18 protein-coding genes are annotated in these 16560 nt (G+C 28.3%); 11 read left to right on the top strand and 7 right to left on the bottom strand.

Going from position 1 to position 16560, the window contains the following annotated elements; genetic code table 11:
* Positions 1 to 14 precede the first annotated feature (14 nt).
* From IC219_RS14645 to IC219_RS14620, 6 genes are all read left to right on the top strand, one after another.
* Positions 15 to 776 (top strand): ABC transporter ATP-binding protein, encoded by a 762-nt coding sequence (locus tag IC219_RS14645; protein WP_227481883.1) that lies wholly within the window; start codon positions 15 to 17, stop codon positions 774 to 776.
* Between the two features lie 115 nt (positions 777 to 891).
* The gene (locus IC219_RS14640; RefSeq protein ID WP_227433735.1) at positions 892 to 1305 is read left to right on the top strand and encodes a cupin domain-containing protein; all 414 of its coding nucleotides are present in this window, start codon (positions 892 to 894) and stop codon (positions 1303 to 1305) included.
* Positions 1306 to 1486: 181 nt separating this feature from the next.
* Positions 1487 to 2179: a response regulator transcription factor gene (locus IC219_RS14635; RefSeq protein ID WP_227481884.1), complete on the top strand. Its 693-nt coding sequence runs from the start codon at positions 1487 to 1489 to the stop codon at positions 2177 to 2179.
* Positions 2169 to 3233, top strand: coding sequence for a sensor histidine kinase (locus IC219_RS14630; RefSeq protein ID WP_227831540.1), 1065 nt, complete (start codon positions 2169 to 2171; stop codon positions 3231 to 3233). Before IC219_RS14635 ends, IC219_RS14630 begins: the two co-directional genes overlap by 11 nt.
* A gap of 298 nt (positions 3234 to 3531) precedes the next feature.
* The gene (locus IC219_RS14625; RefSeq protein WP_227433738.1) at positions 3532 to 4221 is read left to right on the top strand and encodes an ABC transporter ATP-binding protein; all 690 of its coding nucleotides are present in this window, start codon (positions 3532 to 3534) and stop codon (positions 4219 to 4221) included.
* Positions 4208 to 6772 carry an ABC transporter permease gene (locus IC219_RS14620; RefSeq protein WP_227831541.1) on the top strand — a complete coding sequence of 855 codons (2565 nt, stop codon included), beginning with the start codon at positions 4208 to 4210 and terminating at the stop codon, positions 6770 to 6772. The genes IC219_RS14625 and IC219_RS14620 overlap by 14 nt, the downstream gene beginning before the upstream one ends.
* Before the next feature lie 346 nt (positions 6773 to 7118).
* Here the strand turns inward: IC219_RS14620 and IC219_RS14615 are convergent, their stop codons facing one another.
* The 6 genes from IC219_RS14615 to IC219_RS14590 all read right to left on the bottom strand — a co-directional run bounded on the left by IC219_RS14615 (position 7119) and on the right by IC219_RS14590 (position 11166).
* On the bottom strand, positions 7119 to 7769 hold the full coding sequence (locus IC219_RS14615) for an NAD(P)H-dependent oxidoreductase (RefSeq protein ID WP_227831542.1): 651 nt from the start codon (positions 7767 to 7769) through the stop codon (positions 7119 to 7121).
* Positions 7766 to 8269 (bottom strand): flavodoxin family protein, encoded by a 504-nt coding sequence (locus tag IC219_RS14610; protein WP_227831543.1) that lies wholly within the window; start codon positions 8267 to 8269, stop codon positions 7766 to 7768. The genes IC219_RS14615 and IC219_RS14610 overlap by 4 nt, the downstream gene beginning before the upstream one ends.
* Positions 8270 to 8317: 48 nt before the next feature.
* Positions 8318 to 8833, bottom strand: coding sequence for a helix-turn-helix transcriptional regulator (locus IC219_RS14605; RefSeq protein WP_227831544.1), 516 nt, complete (start codon positions 8831 to 8833; stop codon positions 8318 to 8320).
* Positions 8834 to 9517: 684 nt separating this feature from the next.
* Complete coding sequence (locus IC219_RS14600) at positions 9518 to 9676, bottom strand: DUF1697 domain-containing protein (protein WP_227831545.1); 159 nt, start codon at positions 9674 to 9676, stop codon at positions 9518 to 9520.
* 7 nt (positions 9677 to 9683) lie between these two features.
* Positions 9684 to 10079: a DUF3795 domain-containing protein gene (locus IC219_RS14595; protein WP_227853335.1), complete on the bottom strand. Its 396-nt coding sequence runs from the start codon at positions 10077 to 10079 to the stop codon at positions 9684 to 9686.
* Positions 10080 to 10182: 103 nt separating this feature from the next.
* On the bottom strand, positions 10183 to 11166 hold the full coding sequence (locus IC219_RS14590) for a helix-turn-helix transcriptional regulator (RefSeq protein ID WP_227831547.1): 984 nt from the start codon (positions 11164 to 11166) through the stop codon (positions 10183 to 10185).
* Positions 11167 to 11438: 272 nt separating this feature from the next.
* On the opposite strand from IC219_RS14590, the gene IC219_RS14585 reads away from it, so the two are divergent.
* Together IC219_RS14585 and IC219_RS14580 are read left to right on the top strand one after the other, a co-directional pair.
* Positions 11439 to 11900: a MarR family winged helix-turn-helix transcriptional regulator gene (locus tag IC219_RS14585; RefSeq protein ID WP_227433746.1), complete on the top strand. Its 462-nt coding sequence runs from the start codon at positions 11439 to 11441 to the stop codon at positions 11898 to 11900.
* Positions 11884 to 13287, top strand: a complete 1404-nt coding sequence (locus IC219_RS14580; RefSeq protein ID WP_227481893.1) for an MATE family efflux transporter — start codon at positions 11884 to 11886, stop codon at positions 13285 to 13287. The genes IC219_RS14585 and IC219_RS14580 overlap by 17 nt, the downstream gene beginning before the upstream one ends.
* A gap of 105 nt (positions 13288 to 13392) precedes the next feature.
* Here IC219_RS14580 and IC219_RS14575 read toward each other — a convergent pair whose 3' ends face one another.
* Positions 13393 to 13986, bottom strand: coding sequence for a nitroreductase family protein (locus IC219_RS14575; RefSeq protein ID WP_227481894.1), 594 nt, complete (start codon positions 13984 to 13986; stop codon positions 13393 to 13395).
* Positions 13987 to 14708: 722 nt separating this feature from the next.
* Between IC219_RS14575 and IC219_RS14570 the strand changes: the two genes are divergently transcribed.
* The 3 genes from IC219_RS14570 to IC219_RS14560 all read left to right on the top strand — a co-directional run bounded on the left by IC219_RS14570 (position 14709) and on the right by IC219_RS14560 (position 16470).
* Positions 14709 to 15359 carry a YidC/Oxa1 family membrane protein insertase gene (locus IC219_RS14570; RefSeq protein ID WP_227433749.1) on the top strand — a complete coding sequence of 217 codons (651 nt, stop codon included), beginning with the start codon at positions 14709 to 14711 and terminating at the stop codon, positions 15357 to 15359.
* A gap of 150 nt (positions 15360 to 15509) precedes the next feature.
* Positions 15510 to 15815 (top strand): response regulator, encoded by a 306-nt coding sequence (locus IC219_RS14565; protein ID WP_413926956.1) that lies wholly within the window; start codon positions 15510 to 15512, stop codon positions 15813 to 15815.
* Positions 15816 to 16053: 238 nt separating this feature from the next.
* Positions 16054 to 16470: a DUF3795 domain-containing protein gene (locus IC219_RS14560; RefSeq protein ID WP_227831548.1), complete on the top strand. Its 417-nt coding sequence runs from the start codon at positions 16054 to 16056 to the stop codon at positions 16468 to 16470.
* Positions 16471 to 16560 lie beyond the last annotated feature (90 nt).

Below are 16560 nucleotides of genomic sequence, written 5' to 3'. Positions count from 1 at the left end.
TTGGAGGAAATATAATGACACCTATTATACAATTTAAAAATATTGAAAAACAATATAATGATAAAACAATCATAAATAATCTAAATTTAGATATAGAAAAAGGAGAATTTTTAACTGTTATTGGGTCATCTGGAAGTGGAAAAACAACACTTCTAAAAATGATTAATGGTCTTATTTTGCCAGATGGAGGAGATATTTTAATTAATAAAACAGACATTAAAAATGAGGACTTAATTAAATTAAGAAGAAAAATAGGCTATTGTGTGCAGGGAAGTGTTCTTTTTCCTCATATGACTGTTGAAGAAAATATTTCATATGTGCCAAATCTCCTTAATCGAAAAAATAAGTTAGAGATAAAAAATGCTGTAGACAAATGGATGCAAATCGTGGGATTACCAAATGATATGAAAACAAGATACCCATCTGAATTATCAGGTGGTCAGCAACAGCGTGTAGGGATTGCACGTGCTTTAGCTTCTTCACCAGAAATCTTATTGATGGATGAACCTTTTGGAGCTGTTGATGAAATTACACGAAAACAGTTACAAAAAGAGATAAAAGAAATTCATAAAAAAACAGGAATTACGATTATCTTTATTACACATGATATTTATGAGGCCTTGATTTTGGGCACAAAAACTTTAGTATTGAATCATGGAGTCATTCAACAATATGATACGCCTGAAAATATTTTAAATGCTCCTGCGAATCAATTTGTAGACCAATTACTGAATGTAAAAAAATCTATAACAAGTTATGATGACTTAAAAGAATAAAGTTAATCCAAAAATTAAATTATGATAATACTGAAAAGCTATTGACCTTGAGTTAACTTTAAGTCGTATACTAAAAATGTAAGAATAGTTAAGCAAGGCATAGGAGGTATTAAATATGGATAGAGAAAGAGATTTAGGTACAGGAGCAGTTTTCCCTATTGGGGAAGAGAACAAAGCATTTGCACAGTATTTTACAGGAGAATGTTATTTAAATATGCTTACTACTAAGGGTGTGGGAATTGGTAATGTGACTTTTGCTCCTTCTACAATCAATTCATGGCACATACATCATAAGGGTGGACAGATTTTACTTGTAACTGGAGGTAGAGGATATTATCAAGAGTTTGGAAAACCAGCTCAGGAATTGCATGCAGGTGATGTAGTTAATATACCACCAGATGTAAAACACTGGCATGGAGCTGCACCAGATAGTTGGTTTCAGCATCTAGCTGTAGAAGTACCAGCAGAGGGAGCCTTCAATGAATGGTTGGAGCCTGTATCTGATGAAGACTATGGTAAACTAAAATAGAATATTTATAAACTTATAAAAAATGAAGAGTGTATATTAGTTAAAATTACTAAATATACACTCTTTTTATTTTGAATTAATGAAAACTTAAGAGAATAATAGTTTTTTAGAAAATAAAATTAGTATAATAAAATAGGAAACTCAATGATTTAATGTGTATAAAAAATATGGAGGAAATAAAATGGAAACTATAATGGTTGTAGAAGATGATATTATGCTTAATAATGGTATATGTTTTAACTTACAAAGTGATGGATTTCGAGTTGTACCAACATATAGTCTAAAAGAAGCTAAAGAGAAATTTGAGAAAGAAAAAATAGATTTAATGATATTAGATGTAAATCTTCCTGATGGAAATGGATTTGACTTGTGCAAAGAAATAAGAGCTAGCTCAAAAGTAGGTATTCTGTTTTTGACAGCATGTGATATGGAATCTGATATTGTAAATGGATTTAAGATAGGAGCAGATGATTACATAACAAAGCCATTTAGTATAAACATATTGATACAAAGAATAAAAGCACTGCTTAGAAGATGTAATGTTGAAATACAAGAAGAGGTCTTATTTGAGGGAGAATTTGAATTTAATTTTGATAATATGATTGTAACTAGAAATAGCGAAAATATAATCCTTTCACCTATAGAATATAGAATTCTAAAGAAATTGGTGCAACATAAAAATGAAATAGTTACAAGACAAGCATTGATAGATGCAATATGGGACAATGATAGTGAGTATATGGAAGAACATGCATTGACTGTAAATATAAATAGATTGAGAAAGAGAATAGACCAGAAAACATCAAAGCATAAGTACATAAGAACTATTTATGGAATAGGGTATATGTGGGTTGGTGAACAAGATGAAAAATAATAAAAGTTTAAATAAGAGCTATTACAAGAACATTTCTATCATATATTTCATAGTGTCATGTTTATCCTTAATAATAATAAGAATGCAAACTAACAAAATTTTATATGTGCATCCTGACTTAGCTGAATTTATTGTAAATATTAATTGTATAATTTTAATTTTTATATTTACTATGTTTTTTATATCGTTATTTTTTGTATATAAAATAAGAAAAGACATAGTTGAATTTAGTAGTAATATCATATATAACATAGATGAATTTATATCGGGTAATAAAAATATGCACTTTGATTTAAATAAAGATACTTTAACTGCAAAAGTTCAAAATAAAATTAAATATATGATAGAGGTTATGGAAGTTAAAAACAGCAAGTATTCAGAGGAAAAAGAAAATATAAAAACTTTAATATCAGATATATCGCATCAAATAAAAATACCAATAGCTAATATATCTATGTATAATGAGACTCTAATACAAAAAGAGTTAGATAGAAAGAATCAAGTATTGTTTTTAGAAAACATGCAAAGTCAGGTAAATAAATTGGACTGGCTGGGAAAAGCACTTATAAAAATTTCTAGGTTAGAAACTGGTATTATATCTTTGAATACGACTAAAAGCAGAATAAGTGATACTATTGCAAGTGCATTAAGTGGAGTCTTTTTAAAATTAGAAGAAAAAAATATATTACTAGAAATTGATTTAGATGATAAAATTGAAGTTTGTCACGATAAGAAGTGGACTAGTGAAGCTTTATTTAATATTATAGAAAATGCAGTAAAGTATACCAATGAGGAAGGAAAGATAAGTATAAAGACTGATAAAATGGATATATTCACTAAAATTATCATAAGTGACAATGGAATGGGTATAGATGAGAGTGAAATAAACAATATATTTAAAAGGTTCTATAGAAGTAGAGAAGTTGGGGATATAGAAGGTATTGGAGTTGGATTGTACTTAGCAAGAGAAATTATAAATAAACAGAATGGATATATAAAAGTAGATTCTCAAAAAAATATTGGAACTACATTTAATATTTATATGAAAAATTAGACTTAGCATTTATTTAAAATTGATGTTTATAATATATAACTTGAAAATAAAATCAAAAATTCTTAGAAGTAGTGTATATAGTGTTTATTAGATAACATTATATGCACTATTTTTAGTTTCACTTCAATAAATATCACAAAATATCTCGAAATTGTTATAATTCATATCTAAAATATAACAGCACTGTGAGGATTGGATAGGGGCTTACATGATAATATCTAAGTAAGGAATCAATAAGCGTGAAAGTTTAATATACAATTAAAAAATATATAAAATAAAGTAAGAGGGAGATTTGATTATGAAAATACTGGAGACTAATAATTTAAAAAAATATTATGGAAAAGGTGAAAATATAGTAAAAGCTTTAGATGGAATAAATATAAGTATAAATAGAGGGGAGTTTGTAGCTATAGTTGGGACTTCAGGTAGTGGAAAAAGTACCTTGTTACATATGATAGGGGGACTTGATAGAGCAAGTGATGGAAAAGTAATTGTTGATAATAATGATATATTTGCTATGGATGATGAAGAACTTACAATATTTAGAAGACGTAATGTAGGCTTTATATTTCAAAATTATAATTTAGTTCCAATACTAAATGTTTATGAAAATATAGTATTACCTATAGAACTTGATGGATGTAAAATAGACACTAAATATATAGATGAGATAATAGAAGTTTTAGGACTAAGTCAAAAAGTGGATGACCTACCAAACAATCTATCAGGAGGACAGCAACAGAGAGTAGCTATTGCAAGAGCTTTAGCAACAAAACCATCAATAATACTAGCTGATGAACCAACAGGTAATTTAGATAGCAAAACAGAACAAGATGTGCTAGGACTTTTAAAAGTTACTAGTAATAAGTTTAGCCAAACTATAATTATGATAACTCATAATGAACAAATTGCTCAAATGGCTGATAGAATTATAAGGATTGAGGATGGAAAAGTTGTAAATAGAGGTGAGAACAATGTTACAGAATAACAATAAGGAAATTATAAAAAAGTTAAGTAATAGAAGTTTCAAAACAAATAAAATGAGAAATATAGTTTCAGTGCTTGCAATAGTATTGACAACAGTTTTGTTTACATCATTGTTTACAGTGGGATATAGTATGTTGGACGCTTTTAATAGTTACAAAGCTATGGAATATGGGACAAAGAACCATGTTCAATTTCAAGCTTTAAGTAATAGGCAAATTGAAATTATAAAAAAAGATAGTTCAGTAGACAAAAACAGTATTGGAATAGTAAAAAACATAGCAAGTTTAAAAAATCCAGAGTTTTCAACTCAGACAGTGAATTTAACCGTTTATGATAAAAAAAGTCTTGAAAATGCTGCAAATGTAGAGATGATTGAAGGGAGTTTACCAAAAAATAATGATGAAATAGTCATGCCTACAAAGATATTAGATATGTTAGATATACCTCATAAAATAGGTGCTGAAGTAAAATTAATAATTCCAAAAACTAAAGATGGGGTACTAACTAATGAAAAAGAAACGTTCAAATTTAAACTAGTTGGATATTTTGAATACAAAACAGCTACAGCAATACCTCTTCATGATGTATTTACGAGTGAAGCTTTCTATGATAATTACAAAAAAACAAATGAAGTAGCTCCTACAAGTGTATCCTTTAATTTTTTTAATGATAAAGATTTGCAGTCTAAATTTGATAAACTAACTGAGAAAATCCAACCTTATTCAGGAAAATCAACTATAAATCCTATATATTTAAGTAAACAAGCAACTACTTTCAAAGAAGTTGTTAAAAATGTATTACCAATAATCTTAATTGTAATGCTTATACTTTTAAGTGGATATTTATTAATTTATAATATTTTTTATATTTCAGTTGTTAAAGATATAAAATATTATGGATTATTAAAAACAATAGGAACATCGCCATATCAATTAAAAAAATTGATTATTAAACAAGCTAATAGATTATGTATAATAGCTATACCAATAGGTTTATTATTGGGATTTTTAATAGGAATAGTGTTTGTTCCTCTAGTTGGTAAGTTTATGGATGGATTAAATAAAACTGCATTTGAATATTTTAATCCGTTAATATTTGTATTTGCCGTTGTATTTTCATATGTAACTGTTAGATTGTCATGCAAAAAACCTGCTAAGATTGTAAGTTCTGTATCTCCTATAGATACTGTAAGATATAGTGATAAAAGTAATAAGATTAAACGTAAGTCTAAAAGAGGGAAAAGTGGTTCTAAAATTCATAAGATGGCATTTGCAAATGTGTTTAGAAATAGACGCAAAGCTATTTTAGTTTTAGTTTCTATGTCACTAAGTTGTATAATATTTTTGACTGTATCTGCAATTATAAGTAGCTCTAATCCAGAAAGAGCTGCTGAAGGTATGATGTTAGGGGATATAGAAATACGTCATGGACTTGCAGACACTGCTAAATCTGAAGATAACGAAGTTGCTCCAATTGACGAAAATCTTATAAAAGATATTAAGAATCTTGATGGAGTGAGTAATGTAAGTAAGGTGTATAAGGATTTAAGTTATATAGTTTATGAAGGAGATTTAAAAGATGAGATATTGACTCAAAAAGTAGATGAAGAATATAAAAAGCAATTTCTTCAGGGCAGAGACCCAAAAGAAATTGCAGAAAATAATGGTTTTTTAGCCTCAGATACAGTTGGATTATCTTCAGGTAGATTATTAAGTAAACTATCAAAAAACAATATTATATATTCTCAAAAGAATTCTAAAATACTGTCAGGTTCTATAGATGAGAAAAAATTTGATGAAGGTGGATATGTAGTAATTACTGGACATGAAGGAAGTAAAATAAAAGCAGGAGATAAAATTAAGTTTAGATATTTAAAAGGAGATACTATAGGGAAAGGATATACAGATAAAGAGTTTAAAGTCATGGCAGTTTTTGATGGTGCACAAAATTTTAATATGGGGATGTACATTAATGAAAATGACTTTAAAAATATGGTTATAAAGCCATATATAGAAAATTTGGTAATTGATATAAATGGTGATGTTAAGTCTGTTGAAAATAAAATAAATAATTTGAATAAGAAATACAATAATCCATATACAAAAGTTTATTCAAAAAATATCTATATAGAAGAGGCAAGAGAGAGTCAAAAGGTTATAAAGATTGTAGGTATGAGTGCGGTATTTATAATAGGATTGATTGGAGTGCTAAACTTTATAAATACTATGATAACAAATATAATGTCTCGTAAACAAGAGTTTGCAATGATTGAGGCAGTAGGAATGACAAGAAAACAGCTTCAAAGAATGATAATGCTTGAAGGTTTTTATTATGGGGTGATAATAACTATTGTAAATCTTACTTTTGGAAGTATCGCAACATTTTTAGGGTTTAATATTATGAAATTAAGATATTCTGTGTATGCTTATCCATTAGGGGCGCTTATAATAAGTATATTAATAGTATTTTTGATAACGTCTATAGTGCCTTTAATAGTTTATCATAATGTTTCTAAGGATAGTATTGTTGAAAGAATTAGGAAAGCTGAATAATAATTAAATATAATAGAAACTGAATAATGGTTAAATATAATTCAAGCTAAATAATAATTAAATGTAGCATAAAAAGATATTTTTTTATATGCACAATAGAAAGAGGATGTCTCAAAATGAGCTTTTTGGTTCATGAGGCACTCTTTTTTTGTATGAAATCAAATATATTTTCATTATTTAAACAATGAAAAAGAGACTTATCCCTATTTTGAGACAGCCCCTTTTTAGAAGTTGTTTTTAATATAGTATTTTAAGCTTTACATGATTTGTATAGATTTGTATGCATAATTTTAAAGACAAATAAAATGCTTATATCTTATGTAAAATTTATTTTAATATTAATTTTTTATTTTCTTAATATATCACTTTTAGTCAGTCCATTTGATTTACCTTGAGGAGTCCAATGATAATTAGACATAGATTTAAATAGAAATCTAGGAAAGTTAGGTGATATAAAAATATTATCTTTACTAGAAGTGTTACTGTCTATGTTGTTACTAAGTATATTCTTTGATAGTTCTCCTAATGAAGTTCCTAAGCTTTTTTTGGGACCTTTACCTAAAGGAGTAGATTGTAATGAACCTAGCATTTCTCCTCCACCAATTCCTATCCCTTGAAACCATGTAAAGTTAACCCTTTTACACCAATTTTCTATCATTTGAATTGCTAAATGAGTTTGTTTCCCTTCATAGAATCCACAGTTAACTATTGCATATACTGTAATAGATTTTTTATTTAGTTTCTTTGCACATTCTTCACATTCCTCTAAAAAACGAATTAAATGAGAAGGAATGCCATCTACATAAAGAGGAAATGCAATTATTAACCTATCACAAGTAAGTATGGCTTCAATAGCTTTAGGATATTTAGATACATTGTCTATTTTAAATGTGAGAATGTCATTATCCTTTTGTATAAGTTTTTCTACTTCAGATAAAAAGTATTGTGAATTATTTTCTTTTACTTTTGGGCTTCCATTTATCATTACTATATTCATAAAGATTCACCTCTTACATCTTGTGGATTTTTAAAAAATGAAACAGAATGTTCTTTTATATTGAGATTTATAGCATTTGCACATACTAGATTAGTAGCAGTATCTTTTTCAGTATCTGTAATACAATCCCCATAGAATAAAGCCTTTAAATTTATCTGTTTTTCGTATCTATTCTTATGATGCATTTCATTATTCTTCATTACGAAGTATGGAAGGAGATAGTTTATACTTCTATCAAGTATATTTTTGACAAATGGGCTAAATCCACCGTAACAACATCTACTTATTATAATAAGTTCATCAGAATCAGCTATCAATTTACCCATATTTCTGTAATAGTCTTTTATGACACATGTAGTAGGTGTTTTAATCCAACAACCAAAACAACCAATACACTTGTGGATTTCTTCAGTGTTTGAAAGTATTTTTATATTGTTATCAAGTTTAGGTAATAAATTATCTAAATCTTTTTCAGTTAAATCATGTATTAAAAGTCTCATAAATTTTACCCCCTTTATATTATGTAGGTTGACTTTTGTAATTCTATCCTACAATTTTTTTAATAAATCATTACACCAATTAATTACAAAACTATAATAGTCAACGCCATAAATCATTGTGAAATACATACATGTGTATTGGTCAATGCAACAATTTTGTTCTACCTCAGTTTTTTGTGCATCTAATTTATTTAAAAGTAATTCAATTTCAGCTATCAACATTTTTAAGTTTGTTTCAATTATTTCTTTAGGTAAGTACTCATAAAAAAATATGTTAACAAGGTGGTCATGCTTTGTCTTAGAAAATTTAATTGGTTTTTCTAACCACTGGAGAAAGTATGATTTTCCTATATCAGTTATGGAATATAGTTTTTTTAATTTGCCCCCATCTATAACTTCGCGATAGTAGATATAATCTTTTTCTTCTAATCTTTTAAGTGCAGGATAAATACTACCAAAACTAGCATCAAAAAAGTATGAAGTACTTTGTGACATCTTTTGTTTTAAATCATATCCACTTAATTCTTTTTCCATCAGAAATCCTAAAATAATGTATTCTAACATAGTGCCTCCTAATATCGTTTATGTATATATTGTTTAGTTATATATCGTTTTGATATATTAATTATTACAAATAATGGGTAGACTGTCAATATGTTTTTAAATTAAGTTTTAAACAGAAATACAGATTATCGCTTAAACACTAGGTTTATTATCAATATCTTAAGTTTTAAGAGTTGAATTTACCACTTACATAAGAACTTTGATATGACAATATGATTAAAAGCATATAAATTATTTGAATAGTGCACAAAACCGCAGATTGTATATAATTCACTAATTAGTGAATTATATACAATCTGCGGTTTTTATTCGCTGAATTTATAGCCAACACCCCAAACAGCCAATATATTGTGGATTGTCTGAGTCAGGCTCTATTTTTTTCTTAGTTTTGTACAAATGACGACGTTAGATTATTAACCTTTTATGGTATTGTCATAGCTCCAGATGCTTTCGTATAGCTGTTTTTTTGCAAATTTAACTACTTCCATCCAGTTATAACCTTCTAGTCAATTTCAAATTTTCTAGTCAGTCAATGATAAAGATAAACTGAAATTTGGGAACTCCATGTTATGCCCATAATAGATTTACTTGCTGGATAACAAAAATAATTTTTTTGTAGTGCTGGCATTCACTTTTATCGTTGCTTTCACTGGAAAAAGAACATTTCCGCTATTGATATAGGTGCTAACATTCAAAAAATCCCATACCTTCAAATGCCACCTTTAATAATGGCATTGACACTTTGTTTTTACCACTAATGTTTATGACACGAAAAAGAGCAATATATTTTTCCAACTTAAAGAACCTCCATCTATTATAAATAATCTTTGCTTCAACTTTCAATTTGCATTTACACCCAACGCTTAAATACTACAATTTCAGCATCAGAATCATAAACGCTATACTCAGATACCATGAGATATTTTTCATCAGCAATAATTCCATAATATCTGTCACTGTCTTTTTTGCTAAGCTGATTTCCAAAGTAAATTTTATTATCGTCCCAAAACTTTACAAGCTGCCCTTTTGGCAAGCTATATTCAATGTTAATGAAAGAGCCTTTCAGTGCATTAAGTTCTGTGACTTCTTCCATATCTTGTATATTAAGTGCATTAAATGCTGCAATCAAATTCTTTTTGAATTTGTATAGAGCATCTTTACCTTCTTTCAAACATAATGCAACCAAGCACTCTGAACCAAAAGGATGACCTTTCGTTTCAGCACATCCGTTACAAGTGTTACTCAATTCGCATTTCCTACAATCAACTCCGCAAATAGACTTAGTCATTTTTAATTTTCCTCCTTAAATTTTATTTTATCGAGTACGTCTTATCTACTTAGTTTGGATTTTACAGTGGATAGGCGTACATCTTTTTCACAGGTCTAATGTACTTAAAATACTGGTCTGGGTTATAATAAAAGTACATGATTCTTCCAGGGTTAATATCAGGACAGTAACCCTTACCAATGTAATCAAAAGTTGCCATAGCCATTTCAATCTTTTCTTCAACACTACAATTTTCCTGTTCATAATTAAATGGACCATGTTCAAAGATGATATACTCGGCTTCAGGAATATCAATCATAAGCATTTGTGGCGGAAGTTCCCCTTTATAATCAAAAGGAAGTCGTACGCCCCAACACTCTGTACGGAGAATACCCCAATCGCAGAGCCTGCCATCTGGACTGTTTATATAAGCCATAATCTGACCACTTCCACAGTTAGCTTCGCTTCCACCATCATCATCCAATTTACCCTTGATGCTGTCGAGCAAACCACAAATTGTTTCGTGGTCCTGTCCTGGAATAAGGTTTTGTTTTCTCCAAAAATCCCAATACCCGTTACTCTCATTGTTTTTAATGTACAAAAATTTATGTGCAGGTATGGTTGCAAAATAAATCTTGACACCATCTGTTGATTTAATCATTCCTATTTCTCCTAATCCTAAAAAGTAGCGGTCAAAAGGGGTTATTTTTGTACGAAGAACGACTGGCTTAGGATTTTTTCGATATTCACTTGGTGTTACACCATAAGTTCTTTTGAAAGCTCTGGTAAAAGCTTCATGTGATGAAAATCCATAATCAAAAGCAATGTCCAATAGACTCTTATCACTGTCCCTAACCTCTTTTAATGCAAAGGCTAATTTTCTATTCCGCAAGTAATCTCTAAACTGCATACCCGATATTTCTTTGAATTTTTTCGTTGTATAAAATTCAGAATATCCTAATTTGCGAGAAAGAAAGCGTAACGTTAAGACTTCGCCGTTGTAATTTTTAATACATTTGTCAATCTCGTCAATGATTATCTGAATTTGTTGTTGCCACTCATACATTTAACTATTCACCTCGTTTCAATTACCCTACATTCATTATAACGAAATAGAGAAGTTATGGCTTGATTTTACTTGTTGTCATTTAATTTTAATTCTGTGGATTTGCATCTTGTCTAATTTACTATATTATGTCACATTGACATGACAGCTTAAAAGGAATTAAGAATTAGGAACTATTGACAAAGTGTAAATTTAGCAGTAAAATAATTGCATGAGCAAATAGATTGTTGCGCTCGCAACAAAAATATAAATAACAATATTAAGGAGAGAACATGAGAGAGCTATTAAAATGGGTTTCCATTATAAATAGATATAACGCAAACTATATTGATAGGAAATTGGCTGATATTGGAATTAATAATAGCCAATATTTTTATGTATTACACATATGTAGTAATCCAGGTATTACACAGGATACTATATTTAAAAGAATTCTTGTAAATCCTAGTAATATAACAAGAGCTTTGGCAAACCTAGAAAAAGAAGGGTTTATCACTAGAGAACCAAGTGTTAAAGATAAAAGAACATGGCATCTGTATCCTACAGAAAAATCTTTGGCATGTTATGATGAAATAATAAAAATAACGAATGGATATGTAGAGGAATTGTTAAGTTCATTTAAAAAAGAAGAGCAAGAGTTGTTCATGTCAATGTTAAAAAAGACTGCTTTTATAGCTATTGATATGAATGAAGAAGCAAAATTGGAGGCGAAGGAAGATGGAAGAAAAATATAAAGAACCATTGGAGTATGAGAAAGTTTCAAAATTATTGACTAAGTATGCAATACCTAGCATTATAGCAATGTTAGTAAGTGCGTTATATAACATAGTTGACCAAATTTTTATCGGGCAAGGTGTTGGAGTGTTAGGTAATGCTGCTACAAATGTTAGCTTTCCACTAACAACAATATGTACTGCAATTGCTTTATTATTAGGTATTGGTGGAGCATCTAAGTGCTCATTAGAATTAGGTGCTAAAAATTCAGAAAAAGCTACAAAATCAGCGGGAAATTCTATTTGTCTAATGGCTATCTTTGGAATAAGTTTGTTTATAATAGTATCAATATTTTTAACACCACTATTGAAATTCTTTGGTTCCACATCAGAAATATTACCTTATGCACACACATACACAAAGATTACATCAATTGGATTGCCATTTCTTATAATGTCTACTGGAATGAGTAAGTTGATACTTGCTGATGGAAAACCAAAAGCTTCTATGTTTTGTATGTTGGTAGGAGCAGTTATTAACACAATTTTAAATCCACTATTCATATTTGTGCTTGATATGGGAATTGCTGGGTCTGCTTTAGCTACTGTTATTGGTCAACTTATATCTTTTGGCTTTAGTGTTTATTATGTAATGAATTTTCAACATATTAAACTACATAAGAAAAGTTTTAAATTAGAGAGTATAATTTATAAACATATATTTGCGCTAGGTTCAAGTTCATGTTTTAACCAATTAGCAATGACTGTAACACAAATAGTTATGAATAATACGTTGGCATATTACGGAGCTAGGTCAGTTTATGGAAGTGAAATTCCACTTGCTTGTGTTGGTATCATTATTAAAGTAAATATGATTTTTATATCTATAATTATTGGTATATCACAAGGGATGCAACCAATTATAGGATACAATTATGGAGCTGAAAAATATAATCGTGTAAAAGAAGCATATAAGTTAGCAGTAGGAAGTGCAACTGTTATATCTGTTATTGCATTCTTATGCTTCCAATTCTTCCCACGACAAATTACATCTATATTTGGTAATGGGAATGAAACTTACTTTATATTTGCAGAACATTATTTTAGAACTTTCTTGTTCTTAACATTTATAAATGGTGTTCAAATAGTATCATCAACTTTCTTTACATCAATTGGAAAATCAGTACTGGGACTTTTTACTTCTTTGACTCGTCAGATTCTGTTTTTAATTCCATTAATAGTGATTTTACCAATGTTTATGGGTATTGATGGAGTAATGTATGCGGGGCCAATAGCGGATGCCGCTGCTGCAATGGTATGTATATATTTTGCAGTTCATGAAATGAAATCATTGACTATAAAGCAAAATAAAGTAGTGAGTAATCATAAGGAGATTGTAGAGGTATAAGATAATCTTCAATAGTTCTAACAGCATAGTAATCAAATTATTTTTTATGGTAAGTAAATTGTTTTTATTGAATTTACTTACCATATTTTAATTATAAATAGTTATTTATCTCCATTTAGTTACATCATTTAACTTTAATCTAGGTCTTTTTGCTGGTTGTTCATCAGGATAACCTAACGATATTGCTGCAACCAATTGACTATCTGTATCTAACCACTCACATAATTCACGATATGCAAAGTACACATCACAAATCCAAAGACTACCTAAACCTAATTCTACAGCTGTAAGAGACATATTTTGAATTGCAGCTCCAATTGATTGTATGTTTGCCATCTCATAAAAACGTTCTTCAGCAGATAAGTTTTCTAAAGGTGACTTTCCCAACTTGTTTAAAATAAAAATTGTTATGGGAGCTTGTTTCATAATTTCAACAGTATAATTTGCTCCTGCAATATGTTGACGACTTTCTGGAAGAAGTCCATTGTTATCAATTTCATTTTGAATACCTTTGCTCATCGCTCTAAGCATAGATTCTTTTTCTTTTTCAGTGACAACAATAAATTTCCATGGTTGTCTATTTTTAGATGAAGGTGCATCTATTCCAGCTTCAATTATTTTTTCTATAGTTTCATGTGAAATATTTTGATTTTTATATTTTCTAATGCTACGTCTTTTCGATATAGAATTGCTTATCATTATAGTAACCTCCATTTATTTTTGTTAATTTTTCCAAGTAAGGTTTTTATTTAAAAGATTATATTAGTTTTAAAAATATATTTAGATAAAATCTATTTATATAAAATATATTTACGTTATGTTTACAAAAAACATATTCACATATAGAAGAATTGTTTTAATTATTTTATCATTAATTTAGAAAAAAGTCATTGTCTTTCGAAGTAGAACATGAGAATTCTGGTAAAAATAACACTGAAAATTTAATGTAGCTTTATCAAGGTATTAGTACTTGTATATTTACAACCTAGTGCAGAAAGCTCACTCTTTTAGGTGTGGATGGATAGCATAGATAGTGTATAAAAATATTGACATTAAGGGATTAACATACTATAATTATTTAAACATAAATATAAACATAAACATAAAAACAAAAATAAATACTTATGAGGTGATGTAATGAGATTTGATATGGATAATCTGTTATATATACTAATTTATATGACATTATTAGTATCTATCCTTGGATGCATAATTTACTTTTGTAAAGACCTCTTATATCATAAAATTAAATATGTTTTAAGGAAAAACATATTTATAAATAGATTTACATATTCTGAAAAAAGATTGCCTAAGCATTATATTGTTTTTCAAAAATATGATATTTGGAGGTATTATAGTATATTTTAATTTGAAATGATTCTATTACAGTTCAAGAATTTAAAATAAAAGGAGAGAATAGAATGGATTTCATTTCAAATATACTACAAGAGGTATTAAATATATTATTTAGTTTTACAGGAGATTTTGGGATTGCAATAGTACTTATAACTTTAATAGTAAAGTTGATGCTAATGCCATTGTCATTAAAACAAAGATTTTCTATGAAAAAACAACAAGAATTGGCAGAAAAGATGGAACATATAAAAGAAAAATATAAGGATAATGCTAAAGAACTTGAAAAGCAACTACAGATGCACTCTGTGGAAAGTATGAAGAGTATGATTGGGTGTTCCACAATTTTACTACAAATGCCAGTAATATATGCACTGTATCATGTATGCTTAAACATGCCAAAGGGATTTACAACAGTTATAATTCCTTGGATTGCTAATTTAAATACAGCTGATAATTTATTTATACTACCTTGTATATACACATTAACTATGCTAGCTCCAAATTTAATAAATTATATACCATATTTTAAGGTGAGTTCTCAAAGAACATTTAATAAACAAACGATTATAATGACTACTATAACGAGTCTTATAATAACTGTTAGAACTCCAGTAGCCCTAGGTCTATATTTTATAACAAGTGCAATTTATGCATTAATTGAAGAGATTTGCTTTAGAATATATTTTAATCAAAAAAATAAACTAGTATTAAAATAATATAATAAGTATTTTATAAATTCTTAGCCTGCCAACATGAATCAAAGTTGGTAGGTTATTTTTATAAACATATTATTTTCTAAAAAATAGTTATAAAATAAATTAATATAAACTAAAATAAAGTTAAAAAACTGAGATGATAAAATAATAATGGCTAAAATATTAGTAGTAGAAGATGAAAAAAGAATGCAAGATATCATTGTAGAATATATGCAAAAAGGAGGATATACTTGCATAACTGCTGATGATGGAGTAGAAGCACTTACAATAGTGAAGAATAATGATATAGATTTAATGATATTGGATATTATGATGTCATATTTAGATGGATTCTCAGTATGTAGAGTTTCACGTGAAATGACTAATATACCTATTATTATGTTGACAGCTAAAGGTGAAGAAGAAGATAAATTAAAAGGCTATGAGTATGGGGCTGATGATTATAAAATGTTATGATGTATGAGAGTATCTCATTAAAATGATTTTTTATAAAAAGATTGTTCAAAAACTTAATGATTTCAATAATCACAGATTTAGGAGTATAGAGAAGCTTTTTATCAAGAATAGGAGAAATATTTTATTTTCAACATGGTATAGTGGGGAAGATGTAAGCCTTAAATGTAGTTAAAGTAGAGTAGTTAAAGAATTAAGAAGACTCAATAATTAAGAATATTATAGAAAGGAATAATGTATTATGAAAATGCCCAATAAGATTGAAAATATTATGTTTGCTCCCTGTGGGATGAACTGTAAAGTCTGTTATAAACATTGTTATTCAAAGAAACCTTGTCAGGGATGTTATGCAGGTGACTTGGGGAAACCAGAACATTGCAGAAAGTGTAATATAAAAGAGTGTACAAAGATAAAAAAGATTAAATACTGTTTTGAGTGTGAAAAATTTCCATGCAAATTGGTCAAAAACTTGGAAAAAAGTTACAATAAAAGATACGAAGAGAGCCTTATAAAAAATAATATTTTAGCTAAAGAGTTTGGAATAACTACTTTGATGGAAGAAGAATCAAAAAAATGGACTTGTATTTATTGTGGTGGCATTATTTCTTTACATGACTCTGAATGTTCTGAGTGTCATGCTAAAAAGGAATCAAAATAATAATAACCTTATTGGCATATAGCTTTTCTCCGTTTCATTTAATTCTTGATGAAAATGAATATGTAAATGAAACGGAGGTCTATAAAATTT

This window comes from Clostridioides sp. ES-W-0018-02, assembly GCF_020658175.1.
GTDB lineage: Bacteria > Bacillota > Clostridia > Peptostreptococcales > Peptostreptococcaceae > Clostridioides.
This window is presented reverse-complemented; position numbering and strand designations above follow the sequence as displayed.